The organism is Paractinoplanes hotanensis (genome assembly GCF_023717965.1).
GTDB classification, from domain to species: Bacteria; Actinomycetota; Actinomycetes; order Mycobacteriales; family Micromonosporaceae; genus Actinoplanes; species Actinoplanes polyasparticus.
The window spans coordinates 25,886-45,366 of sequence record NZ_JAMQOL010000067.1; the positions used below are offsets into that span (position 1 = coordinate 25,886).

Consider the following 19,481-nt stretch of genomic DNA (forward strand, 5'->3'; position numbering starts at 1 on the left):
CAATCGGTATGCCCCTCCGCCGGCGGGCCGGGGGCCGCACAATGGTCCCCAGCCGCCATCGAGCTGCTGACCCGGTCGGTATCGTGACGGTCCATGACGGCCAAGGGCGACCACTCGGACATCTTCGAAGCCGCTCGGCTCGGCGACGTGCGAGCTGTCCAGGACCATCTCGGCGCGGGAGCGGACATGTCGGCCGTCGACCCGTACGGGTTCACTGCCCTGCACTCGGCGGCGATCGGCGCCGACGCCACACCCGTAGCGCAGAACCTGGCAGTTCTCGACCTGCTCGTCCGGGCCGGTTCCTCCCTGGAACAGCGCAGCGGCGACGGACGGACGGCGCTTTTCCTGGCGGCGGAATTCGCGTCCTCCACCGACGCCGTGCAACTGCTGTTGAATGCCGGTGCGCAAGCCGACATCGCCACGGATAACGGACTGCACGTCCTGGACAACGCCAGGGCGCCGGCCGTCGCGCAATTGCTGTCCCGGGTCACCGGTCGTCCCGTTCCGCGGCAGGCGACCCCCGAGCCCGACCCGGTCCGGATGCAGGCTCGCCAATGGCACGCCGCCAGCGCTCGTATCGCCGCCGTCTTCGAAACGCTCACCGGCGCCGGAGTCGTGGCCCTGCAGAACATCGGGAGCAGCCAGGAAGACGGCTTCGCCGAGTGCGCCCGGGCGTATCGCAGCCATGGTGGAGCGGCAGCCGGGCTGCACGGCTTCTGTTACTACACCCGACAGGACACTAAGCGGGCGAAGCGCACCGGCCGCCTCCCGCTCGCGTTCTGGGGCGCTCCGGAAGGCGCCCCGGGCGATATGAAGCGGGTAGGCGAGTTGGTCGTCGGCGCCTTCCGGGATCACGGCTTCGACGTGGACTGGAACGGCTCCGGGGATACCCGCCCCCTCGCCGATCTACGCGCCTCGTGACCTGTGGGTGCGCCGGTCCTGCGCACCGACGCCGCGCTTTTCGCGGGCGAGCCATCGCTGAAGGGGTGACTGTCACCCGTACGCGCTGCTCGCGCAGAGCTGAGCGGCTGGCGGAAGGCTTGTTGCCCGTACCGGAAACGCCTTCCGCTGGAGTTGGCCGGATCAACGGCGGCAGAGGCCCGCCCGCCGGAGATCGCCTTCTGGCTGCTGGAGCACGGTCGCCATGCCCTCGCCGAGCTGGGCGTCGATATTCCCGGCTCGCGCTCCCCGTTGCCGACCTGTCATTGGAGCGTGCACGCTCCGCGGTGTGATCGTCAAAGGGGCGCGAGACCGTCGGGGTGTCAACGAGTACGCCGACCGGCGACTTCACGCGAGAGGACCAGCGATGACCTACGTGATCAACACGCATCGGTTGCCCGAGAAGACGATGGCCATCGCGATCGAACCGCAAGGCGAGATCGCGACGGCCGAGGCAGCCGACCTGCTGCGAGGAAGGTTCGGCATGGTTCTTGCCGCCACCAACCCGGAACGCATCGTCGTCGATCTCAGTGCGGTTCCCGCGATCTCCGAGGCAGGTGTCGATGCCCTGCGAATGGGATACGACAGAGCGAAGACCCACGACGCGGACGTCGAAGTCGTCCACGCCGCACCGGAGGTGCACGCACAGCTCCGCAGTCAGGGGCTGGCCGCGTTGCTCTCCTGACGGCGGTCCAGCCGACGCGCCCGCACGGGCTTCCGCGACCTGCGCTGCCGGGTACGGAACACGGTCAGCGTCCGGAGCCCGGGCGAGCGCTTTCCCGGTAGCTGAGGCGTACGGCGATCACGATGCCGGCCGCGACTGCCGGCACGGTGACGAGTACCCAGATCCAAGGCGCCGCGATCATCAGCAGGTAGAGCGCAGCCCACGCCACAGCCGCGACTCCGGCCAGCAGCGCCTTGGCCGCAACGCTGGGCCGACGAGCGCCGCGCGCACCACTGCCGAGAGACGGCTCTTCGGCAACCAGTCGAGTGACGATCTGGTCGAACTCCTGGTCCCAGCGCTCAGCCTCCACGGCATCCTCCTGCATCAGTACGACTTGCACCGCTCCACAAGTACCGGCCGGCAATGGCACTGCCCGCTCCCTCCCATCACAGTTTCATGACAAGAGACGCCGTCGCGCTCCTGGTCAGCGTCTCGGCCGGCCGACCCGCAAGCGGGGTGAGCCTCATCCGCCCGCAGCGTGCTCGGGCACGGCGCCTGGGTGTGCAACGTCCACGTAGAACGAGCCGATGGACAGCCCCACCCGGAACGGCAGACGGGCGGCGGACAGGGTCACCACGGTCGCTGTGGCGCCGTTCTCGGTGGAGGACGGGCTTACCTCTTGTATCGCCGGTAGGTTCGCGGTAGGACGCTGAGCGGAATCCCGCGCGTTACGGAAAGTCAACGCCAAGGTGCGTCCGTCGTCGCGATAGGCCACTCGGTAGCCCGGACGGTTTCCTTGGAAACGTACGAGGAGCCGGTCGTAGTCCTGGCGTTCGTCGAGAACAATCTCGGTAAGTTCTGCCCGCGCAGTCGCCGTTGCGGCGCCGGGGCTGGATCTAGCCACTATCTGCCACTCCGAACCCACGACGCCCTCGTCCGCGGGCGGGCGGTCCGGCCAGGCGCAGCCTGCGGCGACGAAAACAACCGCGAACACCGAAGCCACGACGGCGAAGACCCGGCCGTAGACATCGGTGAGATGCGAAACCCGGCTCATGCACCGGAAATTATGCCTGGGGCCGCACGACGGCCGAACGATAGTGTGACGGTTCCATGACCATTGACGCGACTCCGTGGTGGTGGGTTTCCGATCGGCACGCCTGGCCCCGCGGAACGGCCAGGCGCAGTCCGCCGTCGCGGCCGGGAACCATCGTTGGCCGGCCCGGCGGGAAAGCGCTGATACCGGGTAGCGAGGGTCGATGACGCGGCGCGGATCACCCGGGCAGCGATCGTCGCCCGTCGTCGGCTTCGGGTGCCAGGCCTGGGCCGGTCTCGCCGACGGCGGCACGTAACTGGGCGAACTCGAGCCGCAGATCCCGGATCTCCTGGAGCAGGCCGGCCACGTCCTCGCGGGTGGCTTCGGTCTTCTGATCCTCGGTGGAGATCCGTTCGACGATCCAGCTCGCCAGCGACCCGGTGACGAAGCCGAGCAGGCCGATGCCCCCGATCATCATGGCCAGCGCGACGAGCCGTCCCTCGAGGGTCACCGGGGAGTAGTCGCCGTACCCGACCGTGGTGACGGTGACGACGGCCCACCACAAAGCCTCGGGGAAGGTCTCGATGGAACTGCCGGGCCGGCCTCGCTCGGCGTCGAGCACCGCCAACGCCGCCACGAAGACCAGCAGAACGGTGGTTGCCGTGACATACACCGCAAGCCGGCCTCGGGTGAAGGACTCGGCGCGCCGGTTGAGGATCTTGACCGCCATGACCAGGCGCAACGCCCGCAAAGGTCGCACGACAGGCAAGATCAGGACGATGAGTTCGAACCAGTGTGACCGGATGAAGCCCAGCCGGTCGTCGGTCCGGACGACCCGGACGACATAGTCAGCGCCGAAGAGCAGCCAGATGACCACGTTGAGAGTCGCGCAGAGGTGGCGCCATCCCGCACTGATGTCGGGAAAAAGGATCGGCACCGCGTACACGACGAGGAAAGCCAGAGACAGGGCTGTGAGCGGCGCCGCGGACAGCCGCTCCCATCGGTCGCTCACCGCAGCGTGGGACTGCATCTCTCATCCTCCGTCGGTGAAGTCGGGCACCATGCTCGGCGCTCCAGGTCACAACCTGTTCGCAGATGCATGACAGTCGCGTGACCTCCCCGATCGGTCCTCTGACGGCAAGCGGGTGGAGCACCCGTGTCAACCGGTACTCGAGCGAGGATTCACGTCGGTCAGGCAGTACTCGCGGCCCGCCGGATCGCGCAAGACCGTCCTGTCCGCCGCTACGCGCTCGATCGATGCCCCCGCTCGGAGGTGCCGCTGCGTGTCGGCCTGCCGGTCCGTACTTTCCACATGCAGGTGCATGCCGGCCCGGCCGCCGTCCAGACGCCGCATCACCACATTCAGCGGCGTGGTCCGCTCGCGGCGGAGAGCAGCGCTCCAGAACCGCCCTTCCACGTCGTATGACGCCGACGGCACGTCCAGGCACATCCGGTGCCGTCTTCCGCCGGCCTCCGGCCACACCGACTCACCGCGCCACGGCACCAAGCAAAACGGCAGACCAGCCGGCGAGCGTAAAGCAACCCGCTCATCCTGCTCGCGAACCACCGAGGCACCTCGCTGCACCATGCGGCTCGCTTCCGCAGCCACGTCGTCCACGTGAAGATCCAGGTGCGCGCGCGCCGGACCGTCATCCACGAGCAGCATCCGCAGGAAAGCGTCGCCCTGCGCTGGAAGCAAGGTGACGAAGTCTCCGTGTGCATCGCGGCGAGGCGACAGGGTCGAACCTGTCGCCTCCCGCCAGAACGTCTCGGCGTCACGTGACGGACTGTCGAGGGACGCGGTCAGCCAGCGAGTCATGCCCGACAGCGTAAGACCGGCCGTCACTCGGCCTCCGTTCACAGCGTCGGCGCAGCGTCTGCCGAGCGAAGCGGCTGAACGCCATAGCCTTGCCTATGAGCCGGTATTGGTTTCAAGCGCCGAAGGCGGAAGTCGTGTCGATGCGGGGCTATGCGGCTGCGCCGCTCCGGGTAGGCAGTACGGCATGACCAAGATGACCAGGATGACCAGGATGACCAGGATGACCAGGATGACCAGGATGACGGCGGGTATCGTGGCAATCATGGCGGCGGCCGTCGTGAGCGGCTGCCAAACGGAAGATCCGGTTGCGGTTCCAGGCGATCCGCAGGCGCCGTTTCAGGAAAGTGTGATGGGCGCCAATGCGACCGTCGGCCCCATCGAGCTGCTCAGTGTGCACATCGAGGCGCCGACGGACGTGCGGTACCAGGAAGGCGATGACGCACGCCTGTGGTTCACCGTCTACAACGAGGGCCGGCGCGCCGATGTTCTGCGCTCCGTACAGAGTCCTTACGCGAATGCGGGAGAAATCCGCTGGGACGCCGACTGCGACGGCAACGCCACCGCGGTACCGGCTTTGACCTTTCAGCCGGTGGAACCCAATCCGGCGGCCTCCCGGCTCGGCGTGCCACCGTTCGACGCGTATCACGTGCAACTCGTCGGGCTCAACAGAGCGGTTCCTGCCGGGACGACCATCCCGGTGACCTTCACGTTCGAGGACGCTGGATCGGTCACGGTGGACGCCGCCGTGCAACCCAGCACCGCCGTCCGGCCGGAGCCCAGCAATCGCTGCCACGAAGGTCCGTCCGTCGCTCCCCTGGCCTCGTGACGCCGGCTGCCTCGGCAGCGATGAATCACAACGCGGTGCGCTGCTCACCTCTGCCGAGGCACTCGGGTCCACGCCGACGCTGTCGCGCGACGGCGAACCGCTCACCGAGGCGATAACCGGCAGCGGGCCATCGACAACGAGACTCCAGACCGGCCTGATCCCGACCAACGGGGCCATCGGCCCGACGGCGCCGCGGCGGCCCGCAGTGGTGACCCGGCGACACGGAATACCCGTTGACTGGCGCCAACGCTCGACGAGACCCCGCGACGCCGCCGCATGGGACGTGGTCGCGCTGGCGCCCTCGCCGGAACGGAGGTCGCCGACCGCCTCCGCCCGAGGGACGTCCGGTACCGGATCGGTCGGCGGGTCCGACGCGTCCCGGCTGACCACCGCAGGGCGTGTGACCGGCCGGACCGGCCGGCAGGCGAACAGGCGATGCAGCCCGGTCCGGCACAGGAGCGCGTGCAGCTGCGCCGGTGCGTTGACCACATACAGGCGTGTGCCCGTGTGCCCGCCGGCGCGGTAGACGTCGAGCAGCGCACCGGCCACCGTCGCCGCGGCGGCCTCGGCATAGCGGAGATCCACGATCAGCATCGGCGGACGGTGGGTGGCGGCGAGATCGACAAGCGCATCACGCAAGTCGGCCGCGCCCTGGTCGTCGAGCCGGCCGCGGACCGCAGCGACCAGGTATCCCGGTCGGACCTGGTGCGTACGGACACGCAGCCGTCCGGAGTTCGGCCGCGGCTGCCGAGGAGCGGGAGCCGCGTCTTCGGTCAGGTGGTCGCGCAGTTGTGCGAGGGTGCGCCTCAGCAGCCGGGAGACGTTCATCTGGGAGGTGCGCAGCTCGGCGGCGAGCTGGGCCTGAGTCCGGTCGCCGAAGAAGTAGCCCTCGATGACCTCACGCTCGCGTCGCGGCAGTCGATCGACGACCGCCCGTACGGTCAGCCGGTTGCACAGGTCTTCCAACGAGCCGTCCCGGCACCCGAGCAGGTCCTGCCGTTCGGCGGCGTCCTCATTTCCGCCGACCGGCCGGTTGAGCGAGTCGGCCCGGTACGCCGAAACGCTGGCCTCGGTGGCACGGACCTCCGACTCCGTGACACCCATGGCCGTCGCGATCTCCGCCGCGGACGGAACGTGGTTCAGGCGCTGCGCCAACTCGGTCCTGGTCCGGGTCACCTCCAGGCACCGCTCCTGGAGGCCCCGCGGCACGTGCACGGCCCAGACCCGGTCCCTGAAGTGCCGTTTGAGCTCGCCGAGGATCGTCGGCGCGGCATAGCCCGTGAAACTGTGGCCCCGCTCCGGGTCATAGCCGTCGACGGCCTTCACCAAGGCAAGCGCGGCGACCTGTGTCAGGTCGTCGAGCGTCTCGCCGCGATGTTGATAGCGCGACGCCAGTCCGCGCGCCATGGCAAGGTTCCACCGCACCACCTGCTCCCGCAGCAGCCGGCGCTCGGTAGCCGGGCAGCCCGGGTCGCGCATGCGGCCGATGATCTCGATGCTCGCCCGATCCCGGCGATCGGCATCGGCAGTGCCCGGGCTGTCCATGCCCGGAGAGGCAGAGACGCGACTGGCGTACAGCACTGAGGACATGGTGACTCCCGAAATGTGCAGAGGGGTAACGGCTCAGGCCCCGGCCGTGCGAGGTGGCCACCGCAGGGTTGCGGCGCAACGACCTCGGGCCGCAACGGTAGGCCGGGAGCGGCCTTGGTGCCGTTACTTGACACCTGCGCCATCGAGGTTCGTCTGCACTGTTGCCGTGACCGCCCGATGGAAACTCCGGGCCCGCGGACGTCACCGAGTTGACACACAACCGTCCAAGAGCCGTCAGCCAATCCCGGCGCTGTCGAGCGTGTGCTCGGACTGCGCCAGGGTGTCGCCGATCGCGGCCGGCTCCCAGAGTGAGAGCCAGAAGAGAATGAGGCCATCGATCACGTTCGACGTTGAGGCGTCCACGCGGCGGATCAGTTCAGCCATGGCGAGCCACTACTCGAAATCGCTTCACGTGCCTCAAGGACGGGTAGGCGATGTCACCTGACTTCGGAGGAGGCTGTCATGTCCCGACCGGCCCACCCATCGGACGCCCGGATCGACGGCTCCCGCTCACGTCCCTGGTTCTGGATCGTCCCTGCCTTGACTTTCGTTGTCGGCCTTCTGCTGGGCGGGGCCGTCATGGCGAGCGCAGGCGGCCGGGACGACGGCAACGCTGCTGCTCCCGGGTCCGCTGTCACGGCCGCCCCTTCACCGGTCCCGGCACCGGACGACCGGAACATCACCGTGCCGGCCAGCTGCGCGCAGGGCCTCGAGCGAGCTCGCACCGCGCTGTCAACGGTCGGCGAGGCGGTCGAGGCGGCGCGCGATTTCAATTCCGCGCGGTTGCAGGAGTTGCTCGACCGCCTGCAGGACACCGAGCAGGAGGTGGAGCGGCTGTCCCGGCAGTGCCGCACAGAAGTGACCGAACGCAACTGAGCACGCCCCGTTGACGGGCGGCCGCGACAGTGTCTAGACGAGCGCCTGCCAGCACCCGAAGGTACGCTTCGTCCGTATCCACGTGGAGGGCTCACCACCGCCCTCCTGGACGAAGTGAGCATCCGAATGTGGGCATTTGAGGGGTATAGATGCCTGGTCGTGCGCGAAAGAGTACGTCCGGCGGTGAGACCGCCCGGCTGACCGCCGCCATTCAGCGCCTGCAGGACGAGGTGGACCACCGTCCTGATCGGCGTGCTCGAGCCCGACGGCGCGGTCCGGCTCGTCAGCACGTACGGGCTGCCGCAGAACCTGGCGAGCGCGTGGCATCGGGTGCCGAGCGACCTCAACGTCGCCTTCCTGCGCGCTGTGACGGACGGACGTCCCCTCTGGCTCGTCCGCACACGCGCCGCCGAGCTCGGCTACGAGCTGCTCGGAGAGGGTGAACTCCGCGCTTGCATCCCGCTGCGTGACGGCGGACGCACCTTCGCAGTCGCCTCGATCCTCTGGGCCGAGGGCGGCGCCTCCGAGGCAGGCGTCAGGGCGTATGTGGGGGCGGTCGCCGAGGCGTGCGGCCGACGGCTCTCGCAGCTGCTACGCAAGGGCGGCGGCGCGCCGGTCGCTTCGCCTGCAGCGCATTGGGTCGAGGCGGTGCTGGAAACCCTGCCGGGGTCCTTCGCCCTGCTGGCGCCGGTGCGTGACCACGACGGCAAGGTCGTCGACTTCCGCTTCGACCGCTGCAGCCCGGACGCGACCGACGCCGCCGGGCGCAGTGCTGAGCAGATCTGTGGGCGCCGCATGCTCGACCTGCACCCGCACGCGACAACGAACGGGATCTTCGACGGCTACCGGCATGCGCTGCTGACCGGGGAGCCGTTCCAGTCGGCAGCCACGCCGACGTCCGTCTTGACCAACCGCGGGCAGCTGCCGGTGGTTCTGAGCACGCGAGCCTCCCGATTCGGTGACGGACTCCTCGCGCACTGGCAGTACCACGACAGCGAGCGACGCATGGCCTCCCACCTGGAGCGGCTGCAGCGTACGGCGGACGCCGGGTGGGCCGAATGGGACCTCGTCAAAGGAGAGACGACCTGGTCCGCGCACACCTACCGGATCTTGCGGCGTGATCCCGCACGAGGCCCGGTGAAGCTGTCCGCCCTGCCCCGGTATGTCGCCGCAGAGGACGCCACTGCCGCGGTCGCCGCGATCCACCGTCTGACACGTGCCGGTGAAACACTCGATCTGACGCTACGGCTGCATCGCGAAGGCGTGCCCTCACGGGTCCGCGTCGTCGCCGACCCCGTGGTGGCCGATGACGGCCGTGTGGTCGCGGTCCACGCGGCGGTGCACCTGCTCAGCGAAGGTGACTGCGCCCCGTCGTGACGGGGCACGAACCCCGCCCATCGACCGGCGCACGGCTCCACGCTGTGGCATGAGGAGCTTCGTCAGACGTCGACGGGTCTGCCTCTCCGGCGGTGACCCGGCGCGCCGCAAGCGTCGGCTGGGCCAGCCGCTGGCCGAACCCAGCAACGACAGCAACGCCGGCATCAGCAGCGAACGGATCAGAACGGCGTCCACCACGACGCCCACCGCCAAGGTGAACGCGATCTCCCGGAACGGCTGAAGAGGGATGAGGTGGAGCAGGCCGAAGCTGACCGCCAGGATCACCGCCGCCGTGGTCACCGCCCGCGAGGAGGCCGGAGTGACCAGCACCAGCGCCTGGCGCATCGGCCGCCGACGAGCCTCGTGCCATACCTGACCGACGGTGAAGATGTTGTAGTCCGATCCGAGGGCCACCAGCAGGACGGCGGTAGCGAACGGCACATAGAAGGTGAGGCCGTCCCCGCCCAGCACGTCGGTGAAGAACCACGTGCTCAATCCCAGCGTGGCCGCCAGTCCCAGCACGTTGAGCGCCAGTAGGAGCAGCGGTGCGACCAGCGCCCGCAGGAACAGGATCAGCATGATCAGGTTGACGACAACCGTCGCCACGACGATCCGCCGGAGATCCGCGGTGGTCTGGGACACGATGTCCGCGGCCACCGCTGTGTCCCCGCCGACTCCCGCGGTGGCCGCCACCAGGCCGGCGGCGTCGAGTAGGGCCGGCAGATCCCGGCGCAACTGAACCACCGCTTCGATTCCCGATGCACCCAGCGGCTGTGTGTCAAGAATGACCAGGAATCGGGCCGCAGCGCCGTCCCGAGACAGCACCAAGCCGAGCTCGTCCGGCAGTGGTTGCTGCGAAGGCCCCAGGACATCGGCGACCGCCGGTCGGTCGGCGAGCATCGCCTGAAGCCTGGCGAGGGCATCCCGCTGTTGCGTCACGCCAGGTCCTTCGACCAGCACGACTGTCGGGGAAAGTACCCCCGCTGCGAACCCCTGCCGCGCCGCGACCGCAGCCTGCCGAACCTCGTTCTCAGCCGGCAGCGAAGCGACGAACGACATGCCGAGGCCGAGGCTGCGCATCGGCACCGACGCCAGGGCGAGTAGCCCGACGCCTACGACGAGTACCGCCGCAGCGTTGCGCGGCCGCACGAGCCAGGCGGTTCGTCGACCTCGGCTGATCAGCGAGTCCCGCTCCGAGGCGGCCCCAGGACGATGCCCGCCCGGCCAGAAGAGGTACGGGCCGAGGATCGCCATCAGAGCCGGCACCAGTGTGGTGGCCGCGAGCAGGCCGACCAGGACCGCCAGCGCCATACCGGGCCCGAAGGCGTGGAACAACGGCGATCGGGCGACCACCAGCACACCGGTGCCCGCCGCGACCGTCAACCCGGCCACAGTGACGATCACGGTGGTGTCCTGCGTGGCTTGCCGGGCTGCTTCGTACCGGTCAAGTCCCTTCGCCAGCGCACGACGCATGGCGAACAGGTAGAACACGACGTAGTCGGTGACCACCCCGAGAAGCAACGCGATCAGCAGCGGCGCCACTTCATTGGGCACCGCCACCTGCAGCAGCCAGCCGAGCGCGCCCACCACGTCCAGCAGGAGCAAGGCCGCGGCTCCAGCGGTGATCAGCGTAACGAAGGGCGCCACCGCGGAGCGGAACGCAACCGCGACGATGAGCAGCACCGCCGCCAGCGTCACCAACTCCGTGGTATGCACCGAGCGGCCCACCACCACGCCCTGCTGGACCTGGGCCGGCAGCGTCCCGGTGACGCCGATCACCCGGTCCTCCGGGCCGAAGTGGCGCTCGACGAAACGGTGCGCGGCACCCATCTGCGTGCCCGGACCGACATTCGGCGGCATGAACAAGAGCGTCAGGATGGTGGTGTCGCGCTGCTGGCTCGACGGGAACCAGCCGGCCGTATTCATCACCGGTATGGCACCGAGGATGGGGCCGGCGTCAGGATACTGGCCCTGGGTGACGGCAGCGGCGCGGGCGACGGCCTCCGCCTGGGTGAGGGCAGACAGTCCAGCCGGATCGTGTTGCACCACGGCGACCCGGCTCATCAGCGGAAAGCCGAACCGTTCGAACGAGCGCAGCTCGGTCTGCACAGCCGGGTTCTCCGCCGAGATCAGTCCTTCCAGCCCACTTCCCCGGGACGGCGGTTGGTAGCCGACGGCAGCCAGGGCCAGCAGCAGCCATCCGACCACCAACGCCCACCGGTAGCGGACCACGGCCCGCGCGTACGCTCCCGACACGGGTGTCTCCCTCCCGGCCATGTGCGCAGTCGTCAGCGTGCGCGCTTGAAGACCCAGGTCAGGTTGGGGCCGTTCTGCTCGGTCCGAACCTCGAGGTCGTCCCTCGCACAGCGGTAGGTGCCGCCCCTCAGGATCGGCCGGATGTCGAGAGCGTCCCCGGCCCGAGGCAGCTCGCGCCTGACCATGTCTCCGATGCGGGCATCGTCGAGAAGCGTGAGCGAAACGGGTTCGGTGAGACGCACCGTTGCTCGCAACTCGTTGTCGTCGGCGGTACTCACCGGACGCCAGGTGCCCGGCCCGTCACCCGCAGCCGGCCGGAACTGGACGGCGGCGGTCAGCATTCCGGTGTACTCGACCCGGCCCTTCAGTTGCGCTCCGGCGGCTTCCGCCGAGAAGGTCACCGGTTCGGAATCGGTGAAGTCGACCGAGGTGACACCGTCAGCATCGACGATCATGGTCGCGCCGGCGCCGCCATCGACCCGCCCCGCGGCTGTGCCGAACCCGCCGGCCGAACGGACGCCGGTGACCCGCCACTTCCCTGCGACGCACGAGGCCTCCAACTGCGGCGACGAGCCGGAGGGCGTCGGCGCCTTACTGGCCGCGGTAGGAACAGCGGGAGATGACGGCGCCGACGCCGGCGGTCCGGCCGCCTCACACCCGGAACTGCCGGACACCACCACCACCAATAGACCGGCGAGCAATATCCGAGCCTGAGTCATCATCAGAATCGCCTCCCAAACGCATCGACAGATGCCTGTGGGATGCCCGCGGCGCAGGACGGTCCAGACCCGAATTCGTGACACTCCGGTGACAGTGCGTTGCCGATCTTCTTCATCGGGTGTCACAGCTGTCGGGCTCGGCGCTGTCACACGACTGTGCATGTTCCGGGGCAAGCTCGCCACCCGGGGCGGCCACGCTGAAACGGTCGATTATCTCCAGAAGGGAGTCTCTCGTGCGCACACTGCTCGTTTGCCTGGCGGTTGCCGGAGTGGTGACGGCCGTTGCCGGCGCGCTGATCCCGGTCGGATGGATGATTCTCGTCGGCGCCGGTGCGGTCGTCGTGGCGGCAGGGATGGCCGCGCTCAACGCTCCGCTGTGGCGGCGGCGATGACGGAATCCGCACGAACCAATGAGCGCCGGCCCGGCGAGGGCCGGTAGTTCAGATCTTCCAGGACCACTCCCCAGCCGGCCCGGACCGGCGGCGCCCCATGGAGGAAAAGCCAGTCTGACTTGAGGCCCGCACTCATCAGGGCCACGATCACGCCGATCTCTTGCGGTCGGAGGAGAGACATGGCCCGGGTCGACGCCGGTCCAAGACTCCGCAGTATTTCGCGGAGAGGCCGATGGTCACTGCTCGCCTGCGGCGTCCTTGACGACAACGGCGTAGGAGCCGCATCCGATGAGCCGGTCGCCGCTGACGTTTCCGGTGCTGTTCAGCAAGGAGATGACCGCGCCGTTGTCGGGGTCGAAGTCGATGTCGTCGACTGTTCCGATCTCGGCGCCCGCATCGGTGAGAAGCCGCTTGCCGAGCAGTTGGGCGGCCTTGCTGTCGAGATCCTTCGCGGCGCCGGTGGCGGCAGTGACGACGTCGGCCGAGGCGACGGTGACGTTGTCGACGCCGAACGAAGTCAAGTCCGGCCAGTGCACAGTGTCACCGCGGCTGTGCGTCCTTTTCAGCCGGATCGCCACGACTCGAGCGGTGATCGGGTCGACCAGGAAGCCCGAGACGGTTCCGACGGTCTCGGCGGTGCCGGTGCTGAGCACCGTGCGGCCTGTGGCCTCACTGAACAGCATCGGGCCCGCCCTTCAGATGGTTGCGGAACGCCTCGACGGCGGCACCGAAACCCGCGAGATCGTGCGCCACGAACTCGGCGGCGCCGGCGGGCACGATCAACGCCTCGCCGGACACCGCGAGCGCGTCGGGCAGAGGGAGAAACACGCGCCGACCGCCCTCGCGTAGCACCTCGGCGGCTTCGATCTCGTAGCCGGCGACGTCGGTCGTCCGGCCCACCTGCAGGATGACGTCGACCACTGTGCCCAGGTCGGTCCCGGTGTCGGTCACGACCCGGTTGTCCAGCACGTTCCTGTTACGAATGTCGGCCGAGTCAGCCACGTCGGCCCTCGCGGCGAGTGCATCGGCGCCGGGGACCATCACGGCGTCACGGCCGATCGCCGTCACCGCGGCCATGGGCAGCGCGCGGTCGAGCGGACCGGCGAACAGGCCGCGGCCGTTGAGGGTGAAGCCGCTGACGCCCCCACCGGACGCGTCGAAAATGACGTCCTTGATCTGCGCGATGTCCTCGCCGCCCATCGTCACCACCGGTCTTCTCACCAGTTCGGTGGCTCGCACCAGCAGGCTCACGACCGGCCACCACCATCGGGATCATCCCGGACGGAGATGACCCCGCCGCTACGCCGACGTGCTTGAACGGCCAGGACCACGCCCACCACGAGGACGATGACACCAACTATGAGGATCAACCAAAGCCACCACGGCATGTTGTGCCCCTCTCGGGCTCCCCCGGCTCGGCGCTTTCGGCACATCGGAAGCCGTCATACGCCACCGCCACCGTTCTGCTGACGCTACGGCACCACGGGCTTGTCCGTCCACGAGAACGGACCGCTACGGTACGACCGGTTTCTCGGCGTGCCCACCGACAGGCGTACGGTGCTTCCCGGTCGATTTGAGCGCCGGGCACCGTAGCCGTCACAGGATCAGGCTCAGCAGCAGGGCCAGAGCGAAGCCGATCGTGCCGAGCAGGGTCTCCATCACGGTCCAGGTCTTCAGGGTGGTCTTGACGTCCATCCCGAAGAATCTGCTGACCAGCCAGAAACCCGAGTCGTTGACGTGCGACAGCACGGTGGCTCCGCTGGCGATGGCGATCACGATCAGCGCGAGGTCCGGGCCGGAGAGCCCGCTGGTGGCCTCGATGACCGGCGCGATGAGGCCGGCGGTCGTGGTCAGGGCGACGGTTGCCGAGCCCTGGGCGACGCGCAGCAGCACCGAGATGACGAACGCCGCGACGATCACGGGGAGTCCGGTGTCCGCGAGCACGTCGGCCAGGGCTTCGCCGATACCGCTGGCCCGCAGCACGCCACCGAACATGCCGCCCGCACCAGTGATCAGAATGACCGCGCACACCGGCCCGAGCGCGCTGTTGACGACCGACTCGATCTTCTCCGCCGACTCGCCCCGATGCCGGCCGAGCACAACAATGGCGACCAGCACAGTGATCAGCAGGGCCACCGGAGTGGAACCGATGAGTTGCGCCACGGCGACGACGGTGGAGTCCTCGTCGACTGTGCCGGCGGTAGCCAGGGTGCTCAGCCCGGTGTTGAGGAAGATCAGGATCAGCGGCAGCAGCAGCAGGCTGAGAACGGTGGCGAACGACGGCGGGTTCGCCGGGTGCACTGGTTCGTCGTCCGTCCCGGGGCCGCCTGACTGGCCGGCCACTGCGGGGACGGTGCCCGCGACTACGGTTCCGTCCGAGCCGCTCTGCGCGGCGTCCGGCGCGGCGGTTGCCGCCGTCGGGTCCGTCCTCGCGGAGCCGCCACCGAAGACATCAGGCACCGCGATGTGGTAGCGCCGCCCGGCCCAGGTGCCGAACCAGTAGCCACCGATCAGCCAGGTGGGCAGGCCGATGAGCAGGCCGAAGACCAGGGTCAGACCGAGGTCGGCGCCGAGCAGTTCGGCCGCGGCAACCGGACCGGGATGCGGTGGGACGAAGGCGTGCATGACGGCGAAAGCCGCCGCTACCGGCAACCCGTACAGCAGGATCGAGCCGCCGAGCCGCCGAGCGATGGTGAAGACGATCGGCAGGAAGACCACGAAGCCGGCATCGAAGAAGATGGGGAAGCCGAACAGCAGGGCAGCCACCCCCAGCGCCAGGGGAGCACGTTTTTCCCCGAAGGCGCGGACCAGGCTGTCGGCGAGCACCTGGGCGCCGCCGCTGTAGTCGAGCAGCCGGCCGAGCATCGCACCCAGGCCGACGAGCAGGGCGACGCTGGCCAGCGTCGAGCCGAAGCCGGAGGTCAGGGTGGTGACGATGTCGGTCAGAGGCACCCGGGCGACCAGCGCGACGAGAAGGCTGACCAGGATCAGCGCCAGGAAGGCGTGGAGCTTCAGCTTGATGATCATAAACAGCAACAGCACGACAGAGGCCGCCGCGATCAGCAGCAGCGGCCCCGCCGAGTAAGCCGGTTCGACGGCCTCCGCAGCGAACAGACGTGATTCCAAAGCTCCTCCTCGGTGACGGTCTTACGGACACGCCGTTCGTCAGCCGGTGACGCCGCCCGAACAGCCAGGGACCCACCAAGCCAGGGCCGATGCGCCCGGACGCGGGGGTGAGCCGGAACGGACGGACCGGTCCGGGGCGGCGGCCGCATGTGGTTTCCTCACCGCGACGATTCCTCCTGGTGAATGTCGGGGACCCCGTCGTTGTCGGCGTCGACGTCCGCGCGGGCCTGCAGACGGCGGTATACCCGGTTGCGACGGCCAAGAACGACCGCGGCCAGGACGGCGGCGATGACCGAGCCGGCGACGACGGCAACCTTGGCTGCTTCGTCGCCTTCCGAGCCCGTGCCGTAGGCGAGCTCGCCGATGAGCAGGCTGACGGTGAAGCCGATCCCGGCCAGCAGCGACACCCCGAGCAGGTCGGTCCAGGACAACTCGTCGTCGAGCTCCGCGCCGGTGAACCGGGCCATCAGGTACGACGAGCCGAAGATGCCGATGACTTTGCCCAGCACCAGGCCGGCGACGATGCCCAGGACGATGGGGTCCGCCGCGACGGCGCCCAGGTCGCTGCCGCGCAGCGAAACCCCGGCGGCGAAGAACGCGAACACCGGCACCGCGACCCCCGCCGAGACCGGTCGCCACCGGTGCTCCAGGTGCTCCGCCAGACCGTGCTCCGCGCCCTTGCGCGCCAGCACCGGCACGGTGAAGCCGAGCAGCACCCCGGCGATCGTGGCGTGCACCCCGGAAGCGTGCATGAGCGCCCAGGACGTCACCGCCAGTGGAATCAGCGCCCACCACCAGGTCCGGCCGCGCTGCGCCAACCAGGCGAACACCAGGATCGGCGCCAGCGATCCGAGCAGCGGCAGAAGGTTGAAATCGTCGGTGTAGAACACCGCGATGATCGTGATCGCGAACAGGTCGTCGACCACGGCCAGGGTAAGCAGGAAGGCCCGCAATCCCAGTGGGAGATGCGACCCGATCACCGCCAGGACCGCCAGCGCGAAGGCGATGTCGGTCGCTGTGGGCACCGCCCAGCCGCGCAGGGCCGCGCTCTCCCCCAGATTGAACAAAACGAAAATCAACGCCGGTACGGCCATCCCACCGACCGCCGCCACGATGGGCAGCGCGGCCTTACGCGGATTGCGCAGGTCGCCGGCCACGAACTCCCGCTTGAGCTCCAGACCGACCACGAAGAAGAAGATCGCCAGCAGGCCGTCACCGGCCCAGTGCGCCAGATCCAGATCGAGGTGCAGACCTTCACCGCCCGGCCACGGAACAAATCGCCTCAGCCGCTCGTACGTGCCGGCCCAGGGCGTACTGGCCCAGACCAGCGCGAGCACCGCGCCCAGAAGCAGCAGGGCGCCACCCACTGTCTCCATGCGCAGCGCCTCGGCCAAAAATTTGGCTTCACGCCACGACGACAGCCGGAACAGCCGTTGCCGAGGCGCCTTCTCGGTGCCAGGTGGCCCGGCCATCAGCTTGCCCCCTTGTCGAGAAGAGACCTCTCCGGCTCGGCCACCGGCCGCGTACTCGTTACCCCGGTCGACGCCGGCCCATGCCTCGTCGGCACAGGCGAGGTCGGCGGCGCGGACTTTCAGCGATTATGCGCGTGACGGGAGGATCAGCAGAAAGGATCCGACGGACTGAGATCTCGCTGGGCAGCCTCTTCCGTCCCGCAGCGACGTAACGCCGCAGCACGATCGTCACAAATGGGGAAGAGGATGTCGGCCTCGGTGACTCGCAGCGTCATACGCACCAGGTCCGACGGGGTGACGAGGCTGATCACGCTGTCGAGCGTGTGGGCCGTCCGCGCGGCCCTGACCAGAACGTCCAGGCAGGCACAGTCGATCAGCCGCACATCGGCAAGGTCGATGACGATGTCAGCGCCTCGTTCCAAAGCGCCGGTCAGGTAGCGCCGCAGCTCTTGCGCGTTTTCCATGTCGACGTCGCCGGACAGGACCAGCTCCATCACGGTCTTTGAATCCGCCGGCCGTACAGTCGGCGCGACGTGATGCAATGACGCCATGCTCATTGGTCATCCTCCCTGGCCGGCGGCGGTTGGTCCGAGCGTGTGCCGCTGGGTTGGCGGTCGCCCGCCAGGTTGATGACGGTCCCGTGACGATCCGCCCTCGCGGATGCCGCACGGCACCGGCGGGACCGACGACAGGCGGCACGCGGCGTTACGCCTGGCCGAACGTTCAACAGCGCGATGGACTCCAGCGACCGTGCGACGCTGCTGAGGCAGGCCAGATCGGTCCTCACCAATTGCGAGTACGGCGTAGCCGGCCAGGGCGCCCGTCCGGGTCGTACAGGATCCGGTACGGCAGGGCGGCCCACGTCCGGGTGAACCGCGACATCGGTGCGGGCATGTGCCGGCGTAGCCGGCCGGGCGGGCGGGGACCCGGACGGCCGGCGGTGTGCCAGGCGTCGAGCGTGTCCGCCGAGGCAGCCAGGGCGCGCACGGCGGCGATCGGGTCGAGCAGATCGGCGTCGTCGCCGGGCGCCCGGTCCAGGTGCTCGCGCATCAGCGTCAGGCGCAGGTCGCGGGCGTACCGGCGGGCGCCGTCGCCGAGGCCGGCGGGATCGTGTGGTTCTCGCTGGTCGCGGGTGTCATCGAGGACGGCGCAAGACAGTTCGCTGTCGTGGGTCCACGAGCGGCGGTTGAAGTTGTCACTGCCGATACTGGCCCAGACGTCGTCGATGACGCAGACCTTGGCGTGCACGTAGACGGGATCGCCGGCGTGGTTCTCCACGTCGAAGACGTGCACCCGGTCGCTGCCCGCCTTCCGGCAGACGTCGATGGCGTGGCGCCGGCCTATCAGGTTCGGTGGCAGCGCGAACCGGCCGTCGACGTCGGGATGCCGGGGTACCACGATGGCCAGGTGCAGCAGCGGGTTGTCCCGCAGCGCCTGGGCGAACAGGTCGGCCACCTGCGTGGACCACAGGTACTGATCCTCCAGGTAGATGAGCAGGCGCCCCCGCCGGATCGCTTTGACGTAGCCGCGGGCGATCGATCGCTCCCCGCGTGGCGCGTACGGGTAGGGCCGCCGCTTCGCCGGATACGTCCGCAGCACCTGCACGGTGTGCGGACCAGCCGGCGCGGGTGGGGCAGGACTCGGCGGCAACGGCCCGCCGGTGCTCGGGCGGCCGGCGAGACGGTCACGCAGCATGGCGATCGGACTGCCCAGGCGCAACAGGGCCGGATCCGTCCAGCGTTCCCGGAACGAACGGTCCACCACGTCCACCGCCGGTCCGCGGATCTCCGCCTGGACGTCGTGCCACGGCGGCCGGTTGCCGTAGCGGCCGGACATGCGCACCGCTTGTGGATCGCCGCGGTGCTCGCTGTCATCGCGCCGGCCGTGGCACAGGTCGATGCCGCCGACGAACGCGACGTCGGACTCCGGGCGGCCCGGGTGACGCAGCACGACCACTTTCTGGTGATGCGAGCCGAACACGCGAACCCGCTGATCCAGCAACACCTGGCCGCCGTCATCGTCGATGTTGTCGGCCAGGCTGCGGCTCTCCGCGGCGCTGTACTGCACCCAGTCGAAATGGGAACGCCACACCAGGCCACGCACCACGACACCCCGCCGGGCGGCCGCCGAGAAGAGCTGCGCCACCGTCGGACCCTGCGGGCGCATCAACTGGTCCGGGTCTCCCCGCCAGTCGGTGAAGAACAGCAGGTCACCAGCTCGCATCGCCTGCACCGCAGCAGCCAGCCGATCGAAATAGGCAGCACCGTGCACGAGCACCCGGACCTGATTGCCGGACGACCATGCCGGCAGCTCCGACGCCGGGTTGCCGCGCTCTTCTGCGGTCAGCAGCCAGTCTCCTGTCGACACGAACATCCACCTTCCGACGGCTCCG

Annotated in this window: 19 protein-coding genes and 1 pseudogene; 6 read left to right on the forward strand and 14 right to left on the reverse strand. The window is 69.1% G+C overall.

Annotated features, from left to right (window positions below):
• Positions 1 to 93 precede the first annotated feature (93 nt).
• Complete coding sequence (locus LXN57_RS40595) at positions 94 to 921, forward strand: ankyrin repeat domain-containing protein (protein ID WP_251803632.1); 828 nt, start codon at positions 94 to 96, stop codon at positions 919 to 921.
• Positions 922 to 1,306: 385 nt separating this feature from the next.
• Complete coding sequence (locus tag LXN57_RS40600; protein WP_251803633.1) at positions 1,307 to 1,624, forward strand: STAS domain-containing protein; 318 nt, start codon at positions 1,307 to 1,309, stop codon at positions 1,622 to 1,624.
• A gap of 64 nt (positions 1,625 to 1,688) precedes the next feature.
• On the opposite strand, the gene LXN57_RS40605 is transcribed toward LXN57_RS40600, so the two are convergent.
• From LXN57_RS40605 to LXN57_RS40620, 4 genes are all read right to left on the reverse strand, one after another.
• The gene (locus LXN57_RS40605) at positions 1,689 to 1,973 is read right to left on the reverse strand and encodes a hypothetical protein (RefSeq protein WP_251803634.1); all 285 of its coding nucleotides are present in this window, start codon (positions 1,971 to 1,973) and stop codon (positions 1,689 to 1,691) included.
• A gap of 153 nt (positions 1,974 to 2,126) precedes the next feature.
• On the reverse strand, positions 2,127 to 2,657 hold the full coding sequence (locus LXN57_RS40610) for a hypothetical protein (RefSeq protein ID WP_251803635.1): 531 nt from the start codon (positions 2,655 to 2,657) through the stop codon (positions 2,127 to 2,129).
• Between the two features lie 217 nt (positions 2,658 to 2,874).
• Positions 2,875 to 3,666, reverse strand: coding sequence for a potassium channel family protein (locus LXN57_RS40615; RefSeq protein WP_285904728.1), 792 nt, complete (start codon positions 3,664 to 3,666; stop codon positions 2,875 to 2,877).
• A gap of 129 nt (positions 3,667 to 3,795) precedes the next feature.
• A complete protein-coding gene (locus LXN57_RS40620; protein WP_251803636.1) occupies positions 3,796 to 4,455 on the reverse strand; it encodes a VOC family protein in 660 nt (219 codons plus the stop codon).
• A 349-nt stretch (positions 4,456 to 4,804) separates the two neighbouring features.
• On the opposite strand from LXN57_RS40620, the gene LXN57_RS48435 reads away from it, so the two are divergent.
• Positions 4,805 to 5,281: a copper chaperone PCu(A)C gene (locus tag LXN57_RS48435; protein ID WP_369077300.1), complete on the forward strand. Its 477-nt coding sequence runs from the start codon at positions 4,805 to 4,807 to the stop codon at positions 5,279 to 5,281.
• Between the two features lie 429 nt (positions 5,282 to 5,710).
• Here LXN57_RS48435 and LXN57_RS48440 read toward each other — a convergent pair.
• Both LXN57_RS48440 and LXN57_RS40630 read right to left on the reverse strand, forming a co-directional pair.
• Positions 5,711 to 6,871: pseudogene (locus LXN57_RS48440) on the reverse strand (sigma-70 family RNA polymerase sigma factor); the annotation flags it as partial.
• Positions 6,872 to 7,105: 234 nt separating this feature from the next.
• Positions 7,106 to 7,255, reverse strand: coding sequence for a hypothetical protein (locus LXN57_RS40630; protein WP_251803638.1), 150 nt, complete (start codon positions 7,253 to 7,255; stop codon positions 7,106 to 7,108).
• 156 nt (positions 7,256 to 7,411) lie between these two features.
• Here LXN57_RS40630 and LXN57_RS40635 point away from each other — a divergent pair, with 156 nt between their 5' ends.
• Both LXN57_RS40635 and LXN57_RS40640 read left to right on the forward strand, forming a co-directional pair.
• The gene (locus LXN57_RS40635; RefSeq protein WP_251803639.1) at positions 7,412 to 7,747 is read left to right on the forward strand and encodes a hypothetical protein; all 336 of its coding nucleotides are present in this window, start codon (positions 7,412 to 7,414) and stop codon (positions 7,745 to 7,747) included.
• 252 nt (positions 7,748 to 7,999) lie between these two features.
• Positions 8,000 to 9,124, forward strand: a complete 1,125-nt coding sequence (locus LXN57_RS40640; RefSeq protein WP_251803640.1) for a hypothetical protein — start codon at positions 8,000 to 8,002, stop codon at positions 9,122 to 9,124.
• On the opposite strand, the gene LXN57_RS40645 is transcribed toward LXN57_RS40640, so the two are convergent.
• Complete coding sequence (locus LXN57_RS40645) at positions 9,017 to 11,380, reverse strand: MMPL family transporter (protein ID WP_251803641.1); 2,364 nt, start codon at positions 11,378 to 11,380, stop codon at positions 9,017 to 9,019. The two genes, LXN57_RS40640 and LXN57_RS40645, sit on opposite strands and share 108 nt — an antisense overlap.
• Before the next feature lie 32 nt (positions 11,381 to 11,412).
• The gene (locus LXN57_RS40650; RefSeq protein WP_251803642.1) at positions 11,413 to 12,102 is read right to left on the reverse strand and encodes a hypothetical protein; all 690 of its coding nucleotides are present in this window, start codon (positions 12,100 to 12,102) and stop codon (positions 11,413 to 11,415) included.
• A 230-nt stretch (positions 12,103 to 12,332) separates the two neighbouring features.
• On the opposite strand from LXN57_RS40650, the gene LXN57_RS40655 reads away from it, so the two are divergent.
• Entirely contained in the window at positions 12,333 to 12,491 is a 159-nt protein-coding gene (locus LXN57_RS40655; protein ID WP_251803643.1) for a hypothetical protein, read from the forward strand.
• Between the two features lie 236 nt (positions 12,492 to 12,727).
• Here the strand turns inward: LXN57_RS40655 and LXN57_RS40660 are convergent, their stop codons facing one another.
• The 6 genes from LXN57_RS40660 to LXN57_RS40685 form a co-directional block, all read right to left on the reverse strand.
• Positions 12,728 to 13,174 (reverse strand): PRC-barrel domain-containing protein, encoded by a 447-nt coding sequence (locus LXN57_RS40660; protein WP_251803644.1) that lies wholly within the window; start codon positions 13,172 to 13,174, stop codon positions 12,728 to 12,730.
• Positions 13,161 to 13,742, reverse strand: a complete 582-nt coding sequence (locus LXN57_RS40665; protein ID WP_251803645.1) for a PRC-barrel domain-containing protein — start codon at positions 13,740 to 13,742, stop codon at positions 13,161 to 13,163. The genes LXN57_RS40660 and LXN57_RS40665 overlap by 14 nt, the downstream gene beginning before the upstream one ends.
• A gap of 345 nt (positions 13,743 to 14,087) precedes the next feature.
• Entirely contained in the window at positions 14,088 to 15,617 is a 1,530-nt protein-coding gene (locus LXN57_RS40670) for a GntP family permease (RefSeq protein ID WP_251803646.1), read from the reverse strand.
• A 158-nt stretch (positions 15,618 to 15,775) separates the two neighbouring features.
• A complete protein-coding gene (gene nhaA / locus LXN57_RS40675; RefSeq protein ID WP_251803647.1) occupies positions 15,776 to 17,089 on the reverse strand; it encodes a Na+/H+ antiporter NhaA in 1,314 nt (437 codons plus the stop codon).
• Positions 17,090 to 17,235: 146 nt separating this feature from the next.
• A complete protein-coding gene (locus LXN57_RS40680) occupies positions 17,236 to 17,646 on the reverse strand; it encodes an STAS domain-containing protein (RefSeq protein ID WP_251803648.1) in 411 nt (136 codons plus the stop codon).
• Between the two features lie 226 nt (positions 17,647 to 17,872).
• Positions 17,873 to 19,456 carry a phospholipase D family protein gene (locus LXN57_RS40685; RefSeq protein WP_251803649.1) on the reverse strand — a complete coding sequence of 528 codons (1,584 nt, stop codon included), beginning with the start codon at positions 19,454 to 19,456 and terminating at the stop codon, positions 17,873 to 17,875.
• Between the last annotated feature and the right edge of the window lie 25 nt (positions 19,457 to 19,481).